The organism is Pedobacter sp. UC225_61, from assembly GCF_044452285.1.
Taxonomy (GTDB): domain Bacteria; phylum Bacteroidota; class Bacteroidia; order Sphingobacteriales; family Sphingobacteriaceae; genus Pedobacter.
In genome coordinates this window covers 1,325,888-1,344,583 of the sequence record NZ_JBIOAL010000001.1, presented here as the reverse complement: position 1 = coordinate 1,344,583, position 18,696 = coordinate 1,325,888, and the positions used below count along the sequence as shown (strand labels likewise).

19 protein-coding genes are annotated in these 18,696 nt (G+C 34.1%); 11 read left to right on the top strand and 8 right to left on the bottom strand.

Annotation, left to right across the window (positions count from 1 at the left end; translation table 11 throughout):
• Window positions 1–34: 34 nt before the first annotated feature.
• The 6 genes from ACHMWN_RS06500 to uvrB form a co-directional block, all read right to left on the bottom strand.
• A complete protein-coding gene (locus tag ACHMWN_RS06500; protein ID WP_397298732.1) occupies window positions 35–886 on the bottom strand; it encodes a UDP-2,3-diacylglucosamine diphosphatase in 852 nt (283 codons plus the stop codon).
• A gap of 580 nt (window positions 887–1,466) precedes the next feature.
• Complete coding sequence (locus tag ACHMWN_RS06495; RefSeq protein ID WP_397298729.1) at window positions 1,467–2,945, bottom strand: YfhO family protein; 1,479 nt, start codon at window positions 2,943–2,945, stop codon at window positions 1,467–1,469.
• A 3-nt stretch (window positions 2,946–2,948) separates the two neighbouring features.
• Entirely contained in the window at window positions 2,949–3,956 is a 1,008-nt protein-coding gene (locus tag ACHMWN_RS06490) for a hypothetical protein (protein ID WP_397298726.1), read from the bottom strand.
• Between the two features lie 151 nt (window positions 3,957–4,107).
• Window positions 4,108–4,359 (bottom strand): DUF4834 family protein, encoded by a 252-nt coding sequence (locus ACHMWN_RS06485; RefSeq protein WP_397298723.1) that lies wholly within the window; start codon window positions 4,357–4,359, stop codon window positions 4,108–4,110.
• Between the two features lie 110 nt (window positions 4,360–4,469).
• Complete coding sequence (locus ACHMWN_RS06480; RefSeq protein ID WP_397298720.1) at window positions 4,470–4,670, bottom strand: YwbE family protein; 201 nt, start codon at window positions 4,668–4,670, stop codon at window positions 4,470–4,472.
• A gap of 59 nt (window positions 4,671–4,729) precedes the next feature.
• Window positions 4,730–6,766: an excinuclease ABC subunit UvrB gene (uvrB, locus tag ACHMWN_RS06475; RefSeq protein ID WP_397298717.1), complete on the bottom strand. Its 2,037-nt coding sequence runs from the start codon at window positions 6,764–6,766 to the stop codon at window positions 4,730–4,732.
• 302 nt (window positions 6,767–7,068) lie between these two features.
• Here uvrB and ACHMWN_RS06470 point away from each other — a divergent pair, with 302 nt between their 5' ends.
• The 8 genes from ACHMWN_RS06470 (at window position 7,069) to ACHMWN_RS06435 (ending at window position 14,439) form a co-directional block, all read left to right on the top strand.
• Window positions 7,069–8,376 (top strand): polysaccharide deacetylase family protein, encoded by a 1,308-nt coding sequence (locus ACHMWN_RS06470; protein WP_397298714.1) that lies wholly within the window; start codon window positions 7,069–7,071, stop codon window positions 8,374–8,376.
• Window positions 8,377–8,468: 92 nt separating this feature from the next.
• The gene (gene upp, locus ACHMWN_RS06465) at window positions 8,469–9,113 is read left to right on the top strand and encodes a uracil phosphoribosyltransferase (RefSeq protein ID WP_397298711.1); all 645 of its coding nucleotides are present in this window, start codon (window positions 8,469–8,471) and stop codon (window positions 9,111–9,113) included.
• A 146-nt stretch (window positions 9,114–9,259) separates the two neighbouring features.
• Entirely contained in the window at window positions 9,260–9,949 is a 690-nt protein-coding gene (locus ACHMWN_RS06460) for a YjjG family noncanonical pyrimidine nucleotidase (RefSeq protein WP_397298708.1), read from the top strand.
• Between the two features lie 63 nt (window positions 9,950–10,012).
• The gene (locus ACHMWN_RS06455) at window positions 10,013–10,999 is read left to right on the top strand and encodes a DUF4476 domain-containing protein (RefSeq protein WP_397298706.1); all 987 of its coding nucleotides are present in this window, start codon (window positions 10,013–10,015) and stop codon (window positions 10,997–10,999) included.
• A 14-nt stretch (window positions 11,000–11,013) separates the two neighbouring features.
• A complete protein-coding gene (locus tag ACHMWN_RS06450) occupies window positions 11,014–11,538 on the top strand; it encodes a DinB family protein (protein ID WP_397298703.1) in 525 nt (174 codons plus the stop codon).
• A 20-nt stretch (window positions 11,539–11,558) separates the two neighbouring features.
• The gene (locus ACHMWN_RS06445) at window positions 11,559–12,878 is read left to right on the top strand and encodes a flippase (protein WP_397298701.1); all 1,320 of its coding nucleotides are present in this window, start codon (window positions 11,559–11,561) and stop codon (window positions 12,876–12,878) included.
• Complete coding sequence (locus tag ACHMWN_RS06440; RefSeq protein WP_397298699.1) at window positions 12,875–13,522, top strand: FkbM family methyltransferase; 648 nt, start codon at window positions 12,875–12,877, stop codon at window positions 13,520–13,522. Before ACHMWN_RS06445 ends, ACHMWN_RS06440 begins: the two co-directional genes overlap by 4 nt.
• Before the next feature lie 17 nt (window positions 13,523–13,539).
• Window positions 13,540–14,439 (top strand): glycosyltransferase, encoded by a 900-nt coding sequence (locus tag ACHMWN_RS06435; RefSeq protein WP_397298697.1) that lies wholly within the window; start codon window positions 13,540–13,542, stop codon window positions 14,437–14,439.
• On the opposite strand, the gene ACHMWN_RS06430 is transcribed toward ACHMWN_RS06435, so the two are convergent.
• Window positions 14,436–15,185, bottom strand: a complete 750-nt coding sequence (locus ACHMWN_RS06430; RefSeq protein WP_397298694.1) for a class I SAM-dependent methyltransferase — start codon at window positions 15,183–15,185, stop codon at window positions 14,436–14,438. The genes ACHMWN_RS06435 and ACHMWN_RS06430 overlap by 4 nt on opposite strands.
• A 136-nt stretch (window positions 15,186–15,321) precedes the next feature.
• Here ACHMWN_RS06430 and ACHMWN_RS06425 point away from each other — a divergent pair, with 136 nt between their 5' ends.
• The 3 genes from ACHMWN_RS06425 (at window position 15,322) to ACHMWN_RS06415 (ending at window position 18,063) form a co-directional block, all read left to right on the top strand.
• Window positions 15,322–16,602: a glycosyltransferase gene (locus ACHMWN_RS06425; RefSeq protein WP_397298691.1), complete on the top strand. Its 1,281-nt coding sequence runs from the start codon at window positions 15,322–15,324 to the stop codon at window positions 16,600–16,602.
• Window positions 16,599–17,354, top strand: coding sequence for a glycosyltransferase family 2 protein (locus ACHMWN_RS06420; RefSeq protein WP_397298687.1), 756 nt, complete (start codon window positions 16,599–16,601; stop codon window positions 17,352–17,354). Before ACHMWN_RS06425 ends, ACHMWN_RS06420 begins: the two co-directional genes overlap by 4 nt.
• 148 nt (window positions 17,355–17,502) lie before the next feature.
• Entirely contained in the window at window positions 17,503–18,063 is a 561-nt protein-coding gene (locus tag ACHMWN_RS06415) for a type 1 glutamine amidotransferase domain-containing protein (RefSeq protein WP_397298684.1), read from the top strand.
• A gap of 58 nt (window positions 18,064–18,121) precedes the next feature.
• On the opposite strand, the gene ACHMWN_RS06410 is transcribed toward ACHMWN_RS06415, so the two are convergent.
• Window positions 18,122–18,694: a thioredoxin family protein gene (locus ACHMWN_RS06410; protein WP_397298682.1), complete on the bottom strand. Its 573-nt coding sequence runs from the start codon at window positions 18,692–18,694 to the stop codon at window positions 18,122–18,124.
• Between the last annotated feature and the right edge of the window lie 2 nt (window positions 18,695–18,696).

Below are 18,696 nucleotides of genomic sequence, written 5' to 3'. Positions count from 1 at the left end.
TTTAATGGGAATGAAGCTATCAAGATTTTATGCTTTAGACAATTTCCAATTTAATCTTTTGCAATAACGTATTAATATCTAGCTTGCTATGTAGATCTTCGCTATCAGATAATACCCCTTGTTCAACTTCATCTTTTTCAAAATCCTTAGCTTCATAATTAAACACCTTCCACTCCTTATTAGTGTATTCTAAAGCAGTTAAACTCTCTACCCAATCGCCACTGTTCAAGTACATTACTTTTCCATTTTCAGTAATAATTTCACGCATTTCTGGTTGATGAATATGACCACAAACTACATATTCATATCCTTTTTCTATGGCTAAATCCGCAGCAGTTTGCTCAAAACTATTGATGAATTTTACTGCATCCTTAAACTTTGCTTTTACTTTTTGTGAAAAACTCATTTTCTCTCTTCCAAATACAGCCAAACACCAATTTACCATACTGTTAAGTAAGATTAAGCTATCGTAGCCAACTGCACCCAATTTCGCTAACCATTTAGAATGTTGCATGGTTACATCAAAAATATCGCCATGAAAAAACCATGCTTTTTTACCATCTAGCTCTAAAACTAATTTATTTTGCAAATGAAATGCGCCCATGTGCATATCTGCAAACTTGCGTAAAAGCTCATCGTGATTACCTGTTAAATAATATACAGGAACTCCTTCAACCACAAATTTCATGAGTTTTCTAATAATTTTCATATGTGTTTCAGGCCAGTATCTTTTACTAAACTGCCAAATATCAATGATATCACCATTTAGAATAATCATTTTTGGCTTGATACTTTTAAGATATTTCAGCAGCTCTTTTGCATGGCAACCATAGGTACCTAAGTGAACATCAGAAATTACAGCAATTTCTACTTCTCTCTTTTCCATAACCTAATTTTTTGGGGATAAAATGCCTTGCCTATTAAACTAGCTTCATTCGGTGGGATAAAACAATTTGCTCTAGTCTTCTTCTTCATCAATAGTCAGATCATAAGGACTAAAGAAGAATGCAACTAGTACAACTAAGCAAATGATTAAAAATAACTCCGGCATTTGATTCATTTTATTTTACAAAAATGCAAAGCACAGGTTAATAAGATGTTAAGGGAAGATTATTAATTGGATTAAAGATTAAAGCCGCAGATTCGCAGATTAATTAGAATATAAGCTCGTCATGTTCATGCAAATTGAAATCATGAAGTTGGCTAGTTTGCTCCCTAGTCGTTTTTGCGAGGAGCGAAGCGACGTGGAAATCTCCTATTTATTAGCTGTCATGCCCAGCTTGACTGGGCATCGTAATGCGATAAAAGGCCGCAGATGCGCAGATTACATTAAATCCTAATACGATAGTAAGTTTTTTTACGCATTACGATCCCCGTTTTCACGGGAATGACGAGTGTAAAAAAGCCGCAGATTTACAGATTTGTTTAATCTGCGAATCTGCGGCTATATCTTATCAGAAAAATTATTAAGCTGCTTTCTTTTTCTTATTCTCTGTGTAAAAGGCGAAACCTAAAAAGCCTAACAATAATATCGATCCAGTTAATGAAATTTTCTCTCCTAAGTAATAGGATTTAGGTTCGAATTTAAATTCCACTTTATGATTACCAGCTTCTAATTGTGCTGCACGTAATACGTAATCTGCTCTAAAATATGGTTTTTCCTTCCCGTCAACATACATATTCCATCCTTTATCGTAATAAATCTCAGAGAATACAGCAATTGCATCTCTTGGTGCGCTATACGAATATTCAATATGGTCTGGATGATAATTTTCCATTTTGATAAACGCCGTTGGATCAGCACCCAAACGTGTAGTATCTATCAGTTTTTTATATTGCTCATCAACAATAGCCTCATTTTTCGGATCGAAACTATTAATTGCTTTCATCTCCTCATCAGAATTTTTTACAAACTGAACGCCTTTTACTATCCAAGCGTTACCTAATGCTGTTGTATTTCTCGACATTTTGTAAGAACCATTTTGAGGATCTTGTGTAATGAAATACTTTGCATTTAGCATATCTAAAACATCTTGATTTACGCTTTTAGAAAATTGATTTTGGATCAATTCATCATATCTTTTCAGCTTTGCGGCATGGTAACCACCAATTGTTTTATGAAATGATGAAGTGCTTGCGTCTTGAAACGTATTTATCGATTGATCGTACACTCTAAAGTTTGGATCTTTATCTGCCATGATGAAATTATCTACATCACGAGGTTGGAAATAGTTTGCCAATGCAGATTTACTCTCGAAATTTTTGTTGTTTAAATACCGGCGATCTACTTGCCACATATCAATTAACACTGCTAGTGCCAGTAGACCAAATGCCAATTGCATGTTCATTTTTTTAGTGATAAATGCCCATACAATACCAAAACCAACAACGATAAATAAGAATGAACGAAGTGCATCTGCTCTAGCGATTGAAATACGATCTTCAATTAATGCATTAGCAATTTTTTGTGCCACACCGGCATTATTTTGTACTGCTTGGGTTAAAGCCTGTACAATTTGCGCATGATTTTCTGTTTTAAAGCTGAAAAATAATGTTGGTATCAGAGCAACGATTAAAGCAAATCCACCAGTTATACCTGCAGACCATGTTAATTTTTTAACTAAAATCTTTTGATCGATTTGACCTTCTTGTGTTTCTTTAATCGCTAAAAATGCAAGTATTGGAACCATTAATCCTACTACTGCTAAGATCGATTCGACTGCTCTAAACTTATTGTATAAAGGGAAATAATCAAAGAATAAATCTGAAACCAATGGGAAGTTTCTACCAAAGGATAAAAGAATAAATAATACCGTTGTTGCTAATATCCACCATTTTAAACGGCTACGAACAATAAATAAACCAAATACAAATAAGAAACAAACAATAGATCCGAAATAATAACCACCAGAAGTACTAGGCTTTTCTCCCCAATATTGTTGCATATTCTATTGAGAAGCTAGTTGCTGAATAGCTTGTGGGGTTTGATTAGGATCGCCTCCAGTAACTTCTGCAACTGCTTTGTACATGTGGCTTTCTGGCTTAATCAATTCATCAATACTTGTTGCACCGCCATATAAATTAGGAATAAGGAAAGTAAAACTTTCGCCCACACCTTGGCTCCAACCATAGGCATATTCTTTACTCATGCCAGCATTTTTTTCTGCAGAAGCAGTGGTTAGATTAGATTTTCCACGATTGGTTTCTTTAGCATATTCTGATGTTGTCCACAATAAACTAGCATTAATCATCACCGCTAAAACTACCGCAGCACCTAAAAAACCTAATGCCTTACCTAAAGCCGGTAATGTTTTGTTTTTATACGCCTGATAAATTTCAATCCCAACAAAAATAAGAATGGATAGAAATAGGTAATATGTCATTTGAACGTGATTCGCCCTAATTTCTAGTGCTAAAAATAAAGCTGTTAAGCTAGCGCCAACCCAATACTTACCTCGTAACGTTAATATCAGCCCTGCTATAATTGGCGCAAAAAAACCAATTGCTAATGCTTTATTACTATGCCCAGTTGCAATTAAAACAAAATTATACGTGGTAAATGCGAATGCTATGGCACCCGCAGCAGCTAACCAAGGGTTTACCTTTAGCGTAATAAATAAAAAGTAAGCGCCTATTAGCAACAATAAAACAGTTCCTACTGGATTTGGTAATGCTTTAGTAATTAACGCAATACCATAGGTAGCACCATTATATGCATATTGTACCCAGATTTGATAGGCTGGCATACCGCCAAACATCTGATTAGTCCAAAGTGGGCCTTTACCATCTTTGTCCTTATACTCCATAATTTCTTTTTGCATTGCTTTACTTTGCAATACATCACTTTGAGCGGGAGCTTTTCCCTGTAAAACAGGACTGAAATACACAAAACAGAGAACTACAAATAATGCAATGATGGCTACATGTGTGCCATTCTGTTTAAACCAATTGTTCATTAAGGTTATTTTAAGATTAACGTAATCCCAAAAATAGAAAATTGATACAGATTAGGAAGTATTTTTTTTAGGATCAAGAAGCGAGAATCAAGTATCGAGATTTTAGTCTCCCAAAAATGACAACTAAAAGCTGTCAAATGCCAAGTGAAAACTATTTAACTTCTTCGTAATCTACAAAATCACCAAGTTTATCGGCATTGCCCTTTTTTTCTTTTTTAGGCATGTAATCTATTGAAATAGAACCTTCTGGTTTTCTAGAATAGTTTTGTTGTTGTTGATTAGTTGTCTGGTTTTGCATATTGCTAAAAACATTTTTTAGCATCACAGGAAATATCATTCGAATTAAAACTCGAATAATCCAAAGCACTATTATTGTTATAAGAAGAAATTTAATAAGCACCATAATATAAGTATTAACGCAAATATAGACGTGGTGGTTAATTTATTGTTACTTTTTTAAAAGATAATTGCACTATAATTACAATTTCTAGTTTGAATTGTTTCCTCAATACATCAATCTTCTTCAATGATTTCGCAAACTCTTCCTACTTGTCCATCTTCTAACCGCACTTTTATCCCTCTAGAATGAAAAGTAGATGAAGTTAATAAATCTTTAACCACACCATAAGTTACATTTCCATTGCGTTGGTCTTTTTTCAAGATAATTCCAACTTCTAAACCTGGGTAAACGTCTTTTCTATTTTGTCCTTGCATAATTTTTTAAGTTATCGTCATTGCTTCGTACCTCGCAATGACGCGATGGTTAGGATAATTTACTTCCCAAACCTTTCTTCGAATACTTTTTCTAGGGCAAACATTTCATCTCGTAAGCGAGCAGCCATTAAAAAGTCCATATCTTTAGCCGCTTTCTGCATGTCTTTTCGTGTTTTATCAATTGCTTTTTGCATTTCTGGTTTGGTCATGTACTGGATAACCGGATCTGCAGCAATGCTAACTTCATCAACCTCTACATATGCTTTTGCACGAGCTTTACCTTCAGAAAAATCTAAGATTGACCCTTGCTCAATAATCTCTTCTCTTGTTTTTCCAACTGTTTTTGGTGTGATGCCATGCTCTAAATTATACGCAATTTGTTTTTCTCTACGCCTATTCGTTTCATCAATCGTTCTTTCCATTGATTGAGTTATATTATCGGCATACATAATTACTCTACCCCTATCATTTCTCGCCGCACGACCAATCGTTTGTATTAAAGCTCTATCTGAGCGTAAAAAACCTTCTTTATCTGCATCTAAAATGGCTACTAAGCTTACTTCTGGCAAATCCAATCCTTCACGCAACAAGTTAATTCCTACCAATACATCAAATTCGCCCAAACGTAAACCTCGCAAAATTTCTACTCGTTCTAAGGTTTTTACCTCTGAGTGGATATAACGACATTTAATATTTAATCGATCCATATATTTAGTCAGTTCTTCCGCCATGCGCTTTGTTAATGTGGTTACTAAAACGCGATCGCCCATTTTAATGGTTTTATCAATTTCATCCAACAAATCATCTACTTGATTAATTGCCGGTCTGACCTCAATAACTGGATCTAGTAAACCTGTCGGCCTAATTACTTGCTCAATTACAATCCCTTCAGATTTTTCTAATTCGTAATCGGCAGGAGTTGCACTTACATAAATGGTTTGTGGGGCCAAACGTTCAAATTCGTCAAAGTTCAATGGACGATTATCTAAAGCCGACGGCAAGCGGAACCCATATTCTACCAACGACATTTTACGCGAACGGTCACCGCCGTACATTGCTCTAATTTGTGGAACGGTAACATGACTTTCATCAATAATCATTAAGTAATCATCTGGAAAATAGTCTAGCAAGCAGAATGGGCGCATCCCTGGCGAACGTCCATCAAAAAAACGTGAATAATTTTCAATTCCAGAGCAATAACCCAACTCTTTCATCATTTCGATATCAAAATTCACTCTTTCTTCCAAACGCTTAGCTTCGAGCAATTGCCTATCTCCTAACAATTGGTTTTTCCGCAATTCCAATTCTTCTTGTATTCCCCAAATGGAAGAATTAAACCTATCTTTTGGCGTAACAAACAGATTGGCTGGATAAATTGCCATATCCTCTAATTTTTCAATCGTTTTTCCAGTAACTGGATCAATAACTGATAATTCTTCAATATCATCTCCAAAAAAAGAAACGCGATACGCATTATCCAAATAAGCTGGATAAATATCAACAGTATCACCTTTCACACGAAAAGTTCCACGTTTAAAATCGTTAATGGTACGAGCATATAAAATCTCTACCAAGCTATGTAAAAAAGAGTTTCTGCTTATTCTAGTTCCTACTGCAAAGCGGAAAACTGATCTTGAAAAATCTTCGGGATTTCCCATACCGTAAATGCAGGAAATAGACGAAACTACGATTACATCGCGTCTGCCCGACATTAATGCGGATGTAGTACGCAAACGTAGTTTTTCAATCTCTTCGTTTATTTGTAAATCCTTTTCAATGTAAGTATTGGTAGTAGGCATGTAAGCCTCAGGCTGATAATAATCGTAATACGAAACAAAGTAGTTTACCGCATTTTCAGGGAAAAACTGTTTAAATTCTCCATACAACTGAGCAGCCAACGTTTTATTATGACTTAAAATTAAGGTCGGCTTTTGCGTTTGCTCAATTACGTTTGCTACTGTAAATGTTTTCCCTGAGCCTGTAACGCCGAGCAAAGTTTGGTAGTGCTCCTCATTTTTAACCCCTTCTACTAACTGTTTTATCGCATTTGGCTGATCGCCAGTCGGTTTATAATCCGAAATGATTTTGAACTTCATGTTAGGTAAAGATAATAAGTTGGCTCGGGAAGAACAAGTTATTAAGGGTTTGGTTTGGTTGTTTAGTGAAAAGTGTAAAAGAATTTAATCTGCCATTTTTACTTCGTTTTGAGAATAAAAACACAGTCCTTAAAACGGGGTTTGGTCGGGGTTGGTTCGGGGTTTGGTCGGACTTGTGACAATTGAATCCGACCAATGTTCGAATAAAATCCGAATTAAAGTTGAACAAATAATTAACCTCTTTAAATTATTACAAATTCTTATGAAATTATTTAACTAATAAGAAATATCTTTAAGCAATTATGCAGTTGTTAATTTACACTCCTAAAGTTACACCTCGAATAAAGTATACGTTTAACTTTATTTTTAGAGAGATTTTACATTGCGATTTCGAATTTACCAGTGTCGCGGCTGATTTTAGCACTAGTCATTTGCCTAAAATCAGTTACACTGATATCCCATTGAGGGATGAGCTATTTTTTACCTGTTCATCTTTTTTAACAAAACATAACATTGAACCAATTACGATAAAGGAAACTCTCTTTGGCGATCAAAAAGTGCCTTTCCCCGTAGAGAATGGTGCATTACCGTTTGATATTTTTGCAGCTTCTTTTTACTTTTTAAGTAGATATGAAGAATATTTGCCATTTGAGGCTGATGAACATCAGCGTTATCCTGCTACGCAAAGCCTTCAATATAAATTAGATGTATTGAAAATTCCTGTAATTGATAGTTGGGCGCTACTTTTAAAAAATATTTTGCTTAAAAAATTCCCGACACTAACTTTTAGGAAAAGGAAATTCGAATTTATTCCAACGATTGATGTAGATCGAGCTTATCATTTCCGCTCTAGCGGGATTTTAAAAAACACCGTTCGCTTTTTTAAAGCTGCCTTGAAACTGAATACCGAAAAAATTGCAAATCTAATTAGCACTGGGTTAGGTCAAGATGATCCTTTTGACACCTACGAATACCTAGCGGATATTCATGCTCAATATAACTTACGAGCTATTTTCTTTTTTTTATTAGCGAAACAAGGGCATGAAGAATTTGATCAAAATATTGATCCAGAAGATGAAGTTTTTAAAAATTTAATTAGCAATGTATCTCAAATAGCACAAATTGGACTTCATCCCTCTTATGCTTCCACTACTGAAACAAAAAAGATAAGTGAAGAATTGGTAAGGTTACAAGAAATTGCTCAAAAAAGGATTGATACTTCACGGCAGCATTTTTTAAAATTGAGTTTCCCACAAACTTATTTACAACTTATTAAAGCAGGCATTAACCACGATTATTCTATGGGCTATGCTTCTCAAATTGGTTTTAGAGCAGGGACTTGTACTTCATTTTTTTGGTACGATTTACAATTGGAAAAGCAAACGCACTTAAAAATTCATCCTTTTGCCGTAATGGATGTAACCTTACAACAATATTTAAAATTAAATCCGCTAGAAGCTATTTCCAAAATAGAAGAATTGATATTGAGTGTGAAATTAGTCGACGGAACTTTTTGCAGTTTGTGGCACAATGAATCACTTTCTGAAACTGGTAAATGGAAAGGATGGAAAACTGTTTACGATGAAATGTTGAAGAATTCATTAAATTAGCTTACGTTATCAATCTAAGTTATTGAGCATTTAATAACAAACACTATCCTTTTAAAAGACTAAGATGACATCTTTTTTGTTATCTTTAGGTTATGATCTTCGACCTAAGCAAAACTAATTCTATTGCCAATACGTTCATCGCAGAACTTCGAGATGAAACCATACAGAAAGATTCCATGAGATTTCGTAAAAACATGGAACGTTTGGGTGCATTTTTCGCTTTAGAAATTAGTAAATCATTAACTTTTGTTGAGATTGATACACAAACACCACTAGGTATTGCTAAGAGTAAAGTATTAGCAAATCAACCTGTTTTAACTACTATTTTGAGAGCTGGTTTACCGATGCAAGAAGGCATGTTAAGTATTTTTGATCGTGCTGATTGTGCTTTTATTACCGCATATCGCAAAACAAAAAAGAACGGTGATTTTGTAATTCAAATGGAACATATTTCTTCACCAGATTTAGAAGGGAAAGTTGTTATTCTTGCCGATCCGATGTTAGCGACAGGATTAAGTATGGTTTTGTGTGCAAAAGAGTTAATTAATCGATACAAAATAAAAAAATTACATATAGTTGCCGCCATTGCGAGTACTGAAGGTGTAAAACATGTGCGTGCAAATTTGCCAAAGGCAGATTTATGGCTAGGCGCAATTGATGATGAAATGACCAGCAAATCTTATATCGTCCCAGGTTTGGGTGACGCCGGAGATTTGGCTTATGGAACCAAGGCTTAATTTATTTAAAGCTGTCGTCACCCTGAATTTATTTCAGGGTCTTCTATAAGTTGGTCTACAGGCAGATGCTGAAATAAATTCAGCATGACGATTGAATAGACCATCAATGTCTTAACTTTACAGCCTTCAACATTACAATTTTCTTAATGATCAAACATATCTTCTTCGACCTTGACCACACCATTTGGGATTTTGACCGTAATGCACAAGAAACTTTAATAGAGCTTTATGAAGTGTATGCGCTTAAATCATTAGGTTTACATTCTGCACAAGAATTTATTGATCGATATACCGAAAATAATCATCGCCTTTGGGCAAAATATCATTTAGGAGAAATTACCAAAGAAACACTTCGAGAAGAACGGTTTAGAAGTACTTTTTTAGAATTAGGTGTAAAACCTGAGCATGTTCCGCATCAATTTGAAGATGATTATGTAAAAATCAGTCCAACAAAAACCAATTTATTTGCTGGCGCAGAGAAAGTTTTAACTTATCTCCAAAAGAAATATCAATTACACATTATTTCTAATGGATTTAAAGAAACTACATTAACAAAAATGGAGCTTTCGGGTTTAAATCCTTATTTCACGCATGTAATTATTTCTGAAGATGTTGGCGTAAATAAACCTAACCGGATTATATTTGAACATGCTTTAGCAAAAGCATCCGCACAAAAAGAAGAAAGCATTATGATTGGCGATAGTTTGGAAGCGGATATTCGAGGTGCACAAGGTTTTGGGCTAAAGGCTATCTTTTTTAATCCGCTAAATATTGAAAAACCAGCAGATGTTGAATGGCAGATTTCTAGTCTAGAAGAGCTGCTTCATCACTTTTAACATTTCTTAACACATTTAGGTTTGATGTTTGAATTATGCTCAAACACACACAAATGAACTAGTATGAAAACTTACATCCTTTTAGGTATGGCACTGTTAAGTGCGCACCTAAGCTTCGCTCAAAACAACAACGCAGAAGTATTTTTACAAATTGAAGATCGAGGTAACTTTACGGTTTATCTTGATAATGAATTAGTTGGTTCTTCAAAAGGTAGATTTAGATTTTACGATGTTGATCATACATCTCCATCATTAACTATTCTACAAGGGAATAGACGCATTTTTAATAGTAGAATTAGTGTTCGTCCGGAACAAAGATTGGTTTTAACCTTTACGCTACGTAGTGGATTAAAGACAATAAATGAATTAAAAATCTACAGGAATGGACAATATGCCTTAGATGATTTTGATAATTATACGGGTTCATATAACACTGGAGTAGTTCCTCCAACAGTTCCAAATCGTAATCCAACGAATCAATTTAACAATTTATTGGCGATGGTAAAAAGAGAGCCATTTGATGATGGAAAAATTAAAGTTATCCAAGCTTATACTGTAAATTCTTATTTATCAACTGCTCAAGCTGCCATTTTATTGAAAAACTTTAGTCAAGATGATAAGAAATTATTTCTCGCTAAAAGTCTTGCTCCTGTAATTTCAGATTTGCAAAATTACTATACATTAAAAGAGGAATTTACCTTTTTAAGTAGCAAGGATGAGTTTCTGAATTTCTTAAATGACAGTAAATCATCAGGCAGAAAAAGAGGCATGAGTGCAACAACCTTTGAACAATTAAGATTGAGTGTAAAACGAGAAGCTTTTGATGATGATAAAACAAAAGTCATTCAAGCAAGTATTCAAAATTCGGCACCATCAACCGTACAAATAGGCGAATTATTAAGACTGTATAGTTTTGAAGATAAAGCGTTGGTTTGCGCAAAAATGGCGTATAATTTTGTATCTGATCAACAACGCTATTTTACCTTAAAAGATGTTTTCAAATTTAGAAGCAATCAAGATTCATTGTTAGAATTTTTAGGACAGAAATAACCTAACTTTATAAAATGAATACAGGCAAAGTATATCAATCCGTCATAAAAAAAGTTGCTGCTTATAAAGCTAAATTGGCTAATATGAATGAAGAAAATTTTATACATATTCCACCAATTGGCGGTTGGAGTTATAGTGAAGTCTATTCTCATATTTTCGATTCGAGTTTACTTTCCTTATTAGCATTAAATAATTGTGTAAAAGGCGAAGGAGAAATTAAGCCAACGCATTGGGCAGTAAAAATGGTTTTATTTTTTGGCTCCTTCCCGCCGGGAAAGAGGTATAATGTTCCCAAAAGATTAGCTGAAAGGGTTAAAAAAATTAATCTAATGGCAGCAGAGCAATTTATATTAGATTTCGAATTGCAATTGGCAAAAAATTATCCCTTAATAGAAAAAGCCAGTTCAAAAATAAAGACCAAACATCCAAGGTTAGGTTACTTAAATGCAAAACAATGGTTAAGGTTTATTGAAATTCACTTGAACCATCATTTAAAGCAATTGGGCAGAATAGAAAAGAGTTTTCAGCAGAGCGCATAAATTTTTACATCTTTGCGTTAATGAAATTACCCGCCATAAAAGGTTTTGATGAAGAAGCATTTAACAAGTATTTAAAAAATACGGGTTGGCTAATGTCTGGCAAACTATTAAGCTTAATGGTGGGGTTTTTAGTTACTCGTTATTTAGGTCCAGCATTATTTGGCGATTTAAGTTTCGCACTCGCTCTTGTCGCCATTACCGCAGCAGTTGGTGCTTTAGGTTTGGATACTTTTATTATTAGGGAAATTATAAATGAGCCAACAAAAAGAGATGAAATTTTAGGTACAGCTTTGTGGCTACGTTTAGGAACAAATATTCTATTAATCCCTATCACCTTATTTGTTTATCTCATATTTCATCGTTTATCTGCAACTCCTGGTGATAGTTTAACTTTATTTGTCGCGTTACTGGCACTAACTTCAGTGTTTAAATCATTCAATGTAATTGATGCCTACTTTCAATCTCAGGTAAAGTCAAAATATGTAGTTTATGTTCAAAATATTTGCTTAATCGTAACTGCAATATTAAAAATTGTAGTGGTATGGCTAGGTTTACCTTTACTTTATTTAGTTCTCGTTTTAGTAGTAGATGCTTTTATTTTAGCTGTCGGATTAGTTATTGTATACCAAAACAGAGGCTTAAGTATTTTAAGTTGGAGTTTTAGCAAAGCCAGAGGCATTTCCCTTTTAAAACAATCATTTCCTTTAATATTATCGGCAATAATGGTTTCTATTTACATGAAAATAGATCAGGTAATGCTAAAACAAGTGGGAAGTGCCGCTGTTGGTATATATAGTGCAGCGGCAAGTTTAAGCGAAGCATGGTATTTTATTCCAACTGCAATTATTACCTCTGTATTTCCAGCAATTATTAATGCTCATAAAACGGATTTAGCACGTTACCAAAAACGGTTAAAAAATTTATATGACTTGTTAATTTACATAAGCCTACCTGTGGCTATTTTTATCAGCTTTTTTGCCAATCAAATTATACATATTATTTTCGATAATAAATTTGAAGGCGCTGGAACAATGCTTTCCATCCATATTTGGTCAGGTCTATTTGTTTTTCTCGGTGTAGCAAGTTCTCAATATTTATTAGCAGAGGGATATACTAGAATATCGTTTTACAGAACTGCGGCTGGTGCAATACTAAATATTCTTTTAAACCTTTGGCTAATCCCAAAATATGCAGGTGTAGGGGCATCAATTGCTACTTTAATTGCTTGCATGGCATCCACCTTTTATCTTTTATTCATTCCTAAAACTCGTCAGCAAGGAATAATGATGTTAAAATCATTATTTTTGGTTTCTGTATTCCAAAAAATAGTTAAACGTTGAGCAAATTTAAAGCACTAGCAACCCTAATCAGCAAGCCCAAAAGGCTAAATGCATTATTATCTTATGGACATAAGGGCTATTTAGCCACAATTGGTTGGTTTACCGCATTTGATACCCACCAAGCTGTAGATAATAATGGCTTGCCACTTCCCTGGGTAACCTATTCTTTCATCGATTTTATTAAAACTCGTTTAACTAAAGAACTTTCTATTTTTGAATATGGCTCTGGTAATTCTACTTTATTTTATGCGAAAAGAGTTCGCCGAGTAGTTTCTGTAGAACACGATGAAGCTTGGTTCAATAAAATTGTAAAAGAGAAAGCAGAAAACGCTGAAATGATTTTTACGCATTTAGAAAAAGGCGGTGAATACAGTAAGAAAGCTGCTTTATTGGGTGAAAAATTCGATGTAATTATTGTTGATGGCAGAGACCGTGTAAATTGTTGTAAAAACAGTGTTGCTGCATTAACTCCAAATGGCGTTTTAGTTTTGGATGATTCTGAAAGAGAAATTTATGAAGAAGCTAGAACTTTTTTAACCTCAAATGGGTTTAAAGAGTTGCCGTTTACTGGAATTTCACCTGGATTGTTCTATAACAAAGCTACCTCTGTTTTTTATAAAGCCGATAACTGTTTGGGTATTTAAATTTATAACCCTTTATCATGCAGAATTTTGCACCAATAGCTCTATTTGTTTACAACCGTCCGAAACATACCGAACGTACCATTAAATTCTTGCAACAAAACGAATTGGCATCAGAAAGTCGTTTATTTATTTTTTCTGATGGAGCAAAAACAACCGCAGATGAAGATAAAGTAAAAGAAGTTAGAGACTTTATTAAAAAAATTGATGGTTTTAAATCAGTAGAAATTATTGAGAGTAAAACCAATCTGGGTTTAGCAAATTCGGTAATTGCAGGCGTGAATCGTTTAACAACAACTTATGGACAAGTTATTGTTTTTGAAGATGATTTGATTTCTTCACCTTATACTTTAACTTATTTTAATGAAGCCTTAAATCGATACCGCAATGAAGAAAAGGTGATGCATATTGGCGCTTACATGTATACGCTAAAAGATGAGACTTTACCACAAAGTTTCTTTTATAGAGCTGCAACCAGTTGGGGATGGGCAACATGGGCAAGAGCTTGGCAAAACTTCGAACCCAACATTGATACGTTACTCCAACAGTTCGACAGCAAAAAGAAACATGATTTTTCTATAGAAAACACCATGAACTTTTGGAAACAGATGCAAGATTTTAAGAATGGAAAAAATAATTCGTGGGCTATACGTTGGTATGCATCTATCTTTCTAAAAGGAGGCTTAACGCTAAATCCTTCACAATCTTTAGTCAATAATATTGGTCACGATGGTACGGGTATACACTCTGGAATGAGTGATATTTATAATGTAATTATCAATCCGCAGCCTATTAAAGAATTTCCAACTGTTGTTGAGGAAAATAAAAAAGCGTACCAAGCTATTAAACACTTTTTAGCTAATAGAAAAGGAAGTTTGTGGGCAAGAATAAAAAGATATTTAAAAGAAAAATTAGCTTAAGGCTTTCTAGCTTCCAAAATTATATATGGCGATAATTGTTTCGAATCAAAAGCGAAAACTTTTGTAAATAACTTACCACCTAACCACATTGTTTTTTTAAGTAATCTAGCGGGTAAAGATTTTTGTTTTTCATTTTCTAACCACACACTAAATTTACCGAAATAACGAGATTGAATTACTTCTAATCCTGCATCCTTGCAAATTTTAGCTAGTAACGCGGGATCCATGCAATTAATATTGTGCTTATCGTAATTTTCTTTATCGAAATTCTTTTGAAACCAACCATTTAACGCTTTAAAATTTGGTAGCGTTATAAATAAAGTTCCTCCAGATTTTACAAAAGCAATATGACGATTTATAATATCTGCAGTATCGTTAAAATGTTCAATTAACCCGCAGCTAAGCACTAAATCATATTGATTTTCTGGTGTATACTTAAATAAATCTGTTTCAATAATATGAATATCGTTGGTGGCTAAACCATTCGTTTTTAGCAATTGTTCGGTAATTGGAGGATGAACAAAATAATCCAGTAGCGTAACATCGAGGTTTAAATATTTCTTTAAAAAAACAGCATAATACCCTGGGAAACCACCTAATTCAATTGCAGTTTTTATGTTGTTTGTTGCCACAATATCCGCCAGTTGGCGATGAAATAAATAAGTGGAAGGTATAGCAACCGATAAATCCGTTTTACTTTCCCAATAGTTTACCCAAAAATCTCTGTCGGTTAAAAGGTTCGTCATATGTTTGACAAAGAAACACAAAGTATAATGAATATTAAAATGTCTATATTATATTGCTGAACTGTTCAATTGTTTTATTGTTTTGTTTAACAATTTAACACTATTAACAATTTGGTTTACTCGAATAAATGTATTTTTGATTGATTTGAAAGTTGTACACTTAAATACTTACGATGGAAATGGAGGCGCTGGCAGAGCTTGCCTTCGTTTAAGTGACGCCCTGAAATCAAATGGCATTGATTCGAAGGTGTTGGTCTATTACAAATTTGGTCAGAACCCTAAAATCGATACTTTCAGTAAAAATGTTTTCGCTAAAGCTAAAGCCGTTTTCAATATTATGGCAGAGCGTTATTTAGCTAAACTATTTGTAAAAGCAGTTAAAACACCTTTTTCTTTGCAATGGTTTGGCAAATCAATTGTCAATCATCCAGAATTAAAATCTGCAGATATTATTCATTTACATTGGATTAATCACGGGTTTTTATCTCCTAAATTTTTAGCAGAGCTCGATGAATTGGAAAAGCCAATTGTTTGGACTTTCCATGATAGCAATGCATTTACAGGGGGTTGTCATGTGCGTTACAGCTGTGAACATTTTCATAAACAATGTGGTAATTGTCCTTTACTAAAATTTGATGGGCCAAATGATATCTCTCATAAAAATTGGCTCCGCAAACAAAAAGCATATTCAGAATTAAATTTTCATATTGTAGCACCAAGCAATTGGATGGCAAATTCAGTCAAACAAAGTAGTTTATTGGGCGTTAGGAAAATTTCAGTAATTCCGAATACGTTAGAAATTGATGTTTTTAAACCTTACGTAAAAGCGGAGGCCAAACAAATTCTTAAGATACCTGCACATCATTTTGTGTTGATGAGCGGATTTATGCCTTCAAAAAATGATAAACATAAAGGAACTCAATATTTGATAGATGCATTAAATGAATTAGCAGCCCGTCCTGAAATACCTAATGAGCAAATAGAACTAGTTATTTTTGGCAATAAGGATGAGAAAGCTGTTCCAGAGTTTCCTTTTAAAACAACGTTTTTAGGCACCATTTCTAAAGATGAGCATTTAGCAAAATGTTACGCAGCAGCAGATGCTTTTATCACGCCATCATTAGAAGATAACCTACCCAATACCGTAATGGAAAGCTTGGCTTGTGCAACGCCTGTAATTGCTTTTAAAACTGGCGGAATTCCAGATATGGTCATGCATTTAAAGAATGGATATTTGGCAAATTACGAATCAGCTATAGATTTAGCTGATGGAATTGAATGGCTTTTTTTACATCAAGATAAAGAAGCGGTTCAAAAGGAAGCTAGAAGAACTATTTTAAACCATTTTGCACCATCACTAATTGCAGATGAACACGAAGAATTATATCAAAGTTTATTAAACGCTTTGCCTAAATGACCATAAATCCGAAACTTAGCGTAATTACGATAGTATATAACAACGTGGTGGCTATTGAGCGAACCATGCTTTCTGTGTTAAACCAAACCTACTCCAATATTGAATATATTGTAATTGATGGTGCTTCGAACGATGGGACAATAGATATTATTACTAAATACAAAAATAGACTAGCTATTTTTGTTTCAGAGCAAGATAGAGGTATTTACGATGCCATGAATAAAGGTTTGGCATTGGCCACAGGCGATTACGTACTTTTTATGAACTCTGGGGATGAAATTTATGCACCAGAAACGGTTACAGATGTTTTTGCTTCGGCACCATCGGGTGATATTTATTATGGAGAAACTGAAATGTATGATGCGAATTGGAAAAGTTTAGGACAACGACGTCACCGTGCGCCAGAGCATTTTGATTGGCATAGTTTTAAGTTCGGCATGAATGTTAGTCACCAAGCAATTTATATCAAGCGTAGCTTAACCGAGCCTTATGATTTACAGTACAAATACAGCTCAGATATTGACTGGATTATCAAAGCCGCTAAAAAATCATCTAATATTGTAAATACACACCTATACGTTGCTAAATATTTAGTTGGCGGCATGAGTAAGCAAAAACATTTAGCCAGTTTAAAAGAGCGTTTTAAAATACTAAGTCATTATTATGGATTTATTCCTAATGTGTTAAATCACATTTTTATCGCGTTAAACTTAGCGCAATATTTCTTAAGGCATAGAAGAACGAACGATTAATAAAGTGCAATTGTTTCTTCATTTCGAATTATCCTTCAGAATAAAATCTTGTAACCACAGCCATAACTCAAGCGTGTATTTTTATCTATTCTAAACAAATTATTTCCCTAACTGTATTTAATATATCATTCTATTAAAAACATAAATTATGGGACAATTAAATAATCGCACAATTGCAGTGCTTTCGGAAAGCGGTTTTGAGGAAGTTGAATTAACTGAGCCAGTAAAAAGATTAAAAGAAGAAGGCGCTACTGTTCATATCATCTCTTCAAAAAGTGGTAAATTAAAAGCTTGGAATCACGATCATTGGTCTATAGAAGTAGATATTGATAAAACACTAAGCGAAGTAAATGCTAATGAATATGATGGATTGGTCTTACCAGGTGGGGTAATTAATCCAGATCAACTACGTGTAAATGATGATGCCATTGCTTTTGTGAAAGCATTTTTTGAAGCAGGAAAACCTGTTGCAGCAATTTGCCACGGACCTCAAACATTAATTAATGCTGGTGTTGTAGAAGGCAGAAAATTAACATCTGTAAAAAATATCTCTCTAGATTTAATTAATGCAGGTGCAAATTGGGTTGATGAAGAAGTTGTTGTTGATCAAGGTTTAGTAACAAGTAGAACGCCAAAGGATTTACCAGCTTTTAACGATAAAATTGTTGAAGAATTTGCGGAAGGTGTTCATGAAGGACAACACGCTTAGAAACTAATACATTAAAAGCCACGGCTTCACTGCGAATCTGTGGCTCAATTTTTTATTGTTATTCTGTTTTATAAGCAGGATCATTTTGTCTAAAGCGAGCAGCAATTTTTGCTAATTCAGCATCTGTTAGCTTTGTCGTCATTTTTAACGACTTCACAAACGAATCCACTTCTTCTTTTGAGGCTGGACAACCAATGATGTTTTTTCCTTTGGTTTCAAAACTAGTGCCTTCTGGCCTTAAATGAGAATCTACCAACAATTTGCCATTTGCATCAAATATAAACCATATTGGGATTCCAAAACCATCACTATTATATTTCTTGATTAGATCCATTGCTCCTGGATTCTCAAGGTTCTCTTTCCCTTTTGATTCCATAACCGTTAAGTGTTTAATTACAAAACTTTTATCGAATAAAGCTTTTAACTCTGGGTCATTCATGCTATCATCCATCTTATGACACCAACCACACCACGACGCACTAAATTTAATAAACACTTTTTTATTTTGTGCTTTTGCTTCCTTAAAAGCTTCTTTCAATACATCATCTGCTGATGAAGGTGTACTTTGTGCAAATGCCATATTTACAATAAATAAGGCAACAACTGTAAATAATAGATGTTTAATCTTCATGA

What these genes read in the sequence shown, in the direction of transcription:
- ACHMWN_RS06460 (WP_397298708.1), top strand. Translation starts at nt 9,260, where the DNA reads ATGATCAAACATATCTTCTTCGACCTTGACCACACCATTTGGGATTTT.
- ACHMWN_RS06430 (WP_397298694.1), bottom strand. Translation starts at nt 15,185, where the DNA reads ATGACGAACCTTTTAACCGACAGAGATTTTTGGGTAAACTATTGGGAA.
- upp (WP_397298711.1), top strand. Translation starts at nt 8,469, where the DNA reads ATGATCTTCGACCTAAGCAAAACTAATTCTATTGCCAATACGTTCATC.
- uvrB (WP_397298717.1), bottom strand. Translation starts at nt 6,766, where the DNA reads ATGAAGTTCAAAATCATTTCGGATTATAAACCGACTGGCGATCAGCCA.
- ACHMWN_RS06500 (WP_397298732.1), bottom strand. Translation starts at nt 886, where the DNA reads ATGGAAAAGAGAGAAGTAGAAATTGCTGTAATTTCTGATGTTCACTTA.
- ACHMWN_RS06420 (WP_397298687.1), top strand. Translation starts at nt 16,599, where the DNA reads ATGACCATAAATCCGAAACTTAGCGTAATTACGATAGTATATAACAAC.
- ACHMWN_RS06410 (WP_397298682.1), bottom strand. Translation starts at nt 18,694, where the DNA reads ATGAAGATTAAACATCTATTATTTACAGTTGTTGCCTTATTTATTGTA.
- ACHMWN_RS06480 (WP_397298720.1), bottom strand. Translation starts at nt 4,670, where the DNA reads ATGCAAGGACAAAATAGAAAAGACGTTTACCCAGGTTTAGAAGTTGGA.
- ACHMWN_RS06455 (WP_397298706.1), top strand. Translation starts at nt 10,013, where the DNA reads ATGAAAACTTACATCCTTTTAGGTATGGCACTGTTAAGTGCGCACCTA.
- ACHMWN_RS06470 (WP_397298714.1), top strand. Translation starts at nt 7,069, where the DNA reads ATGCAGTTGTTAATTTACACTCCTAAAGTTACACCTCGAATAAAGTAT.
- ACHMWN_RS06450 (WP_397298703.1), top strand. Translation starts at nt 11,014, where the DNA reads ATGAATACAGGCAAAGTATATCAATCCGTCATAAAAAAAGTTGCTGCT.
- ACHMWN_RS06490 (WP_397298726.1), bottom strand. Translation starts at nt 3,956, where the DNA reads ATGAACAATTGGTTTAAACAGAATGGCACACATGTAGCCATCATTGCA.
- ACHMWN_RS06445 (WP_397298701.1), top strand. Translation starts at nt 11,559, where the DNA reads ATGAAATTACCCGCCATAAAAGGTTTTGATGAAGAAGCATTTAACAAG.
- ACHMWN_RS06485 (WP_397298723.1), bottom strand. Translation starts at nt 4,359, where the DNA reads ATGGTGCTTATTAAATTTCTTCTTATAACAATAATAGTGCTTTGGATT.
- ACHMWN_RS06435 (WP_397298697.1), top strand. Translation starts at nt 13,540, where the DNA reads ATGCAGAATTTTGCACCAATAGCTCTATTTGTTTACAACCGTCCGAAA.
- ACHMWN_RS06495 (WP_397298729.1), bottom strand. Translation starts at nt 2,945, where the DNA reads ATGCAACAATATTGGGGAGAAAAGCCTAGTACTTCTGGTGGTTATTAT.
- ACHMWN_RS06415 (WP_397298684.1), top strand. Translation starts at nt 17,503, where the DNA reads ATGGGACAATTAAATAATCGCACAATTGCAGTGCTTTCGGAAAGCGGT.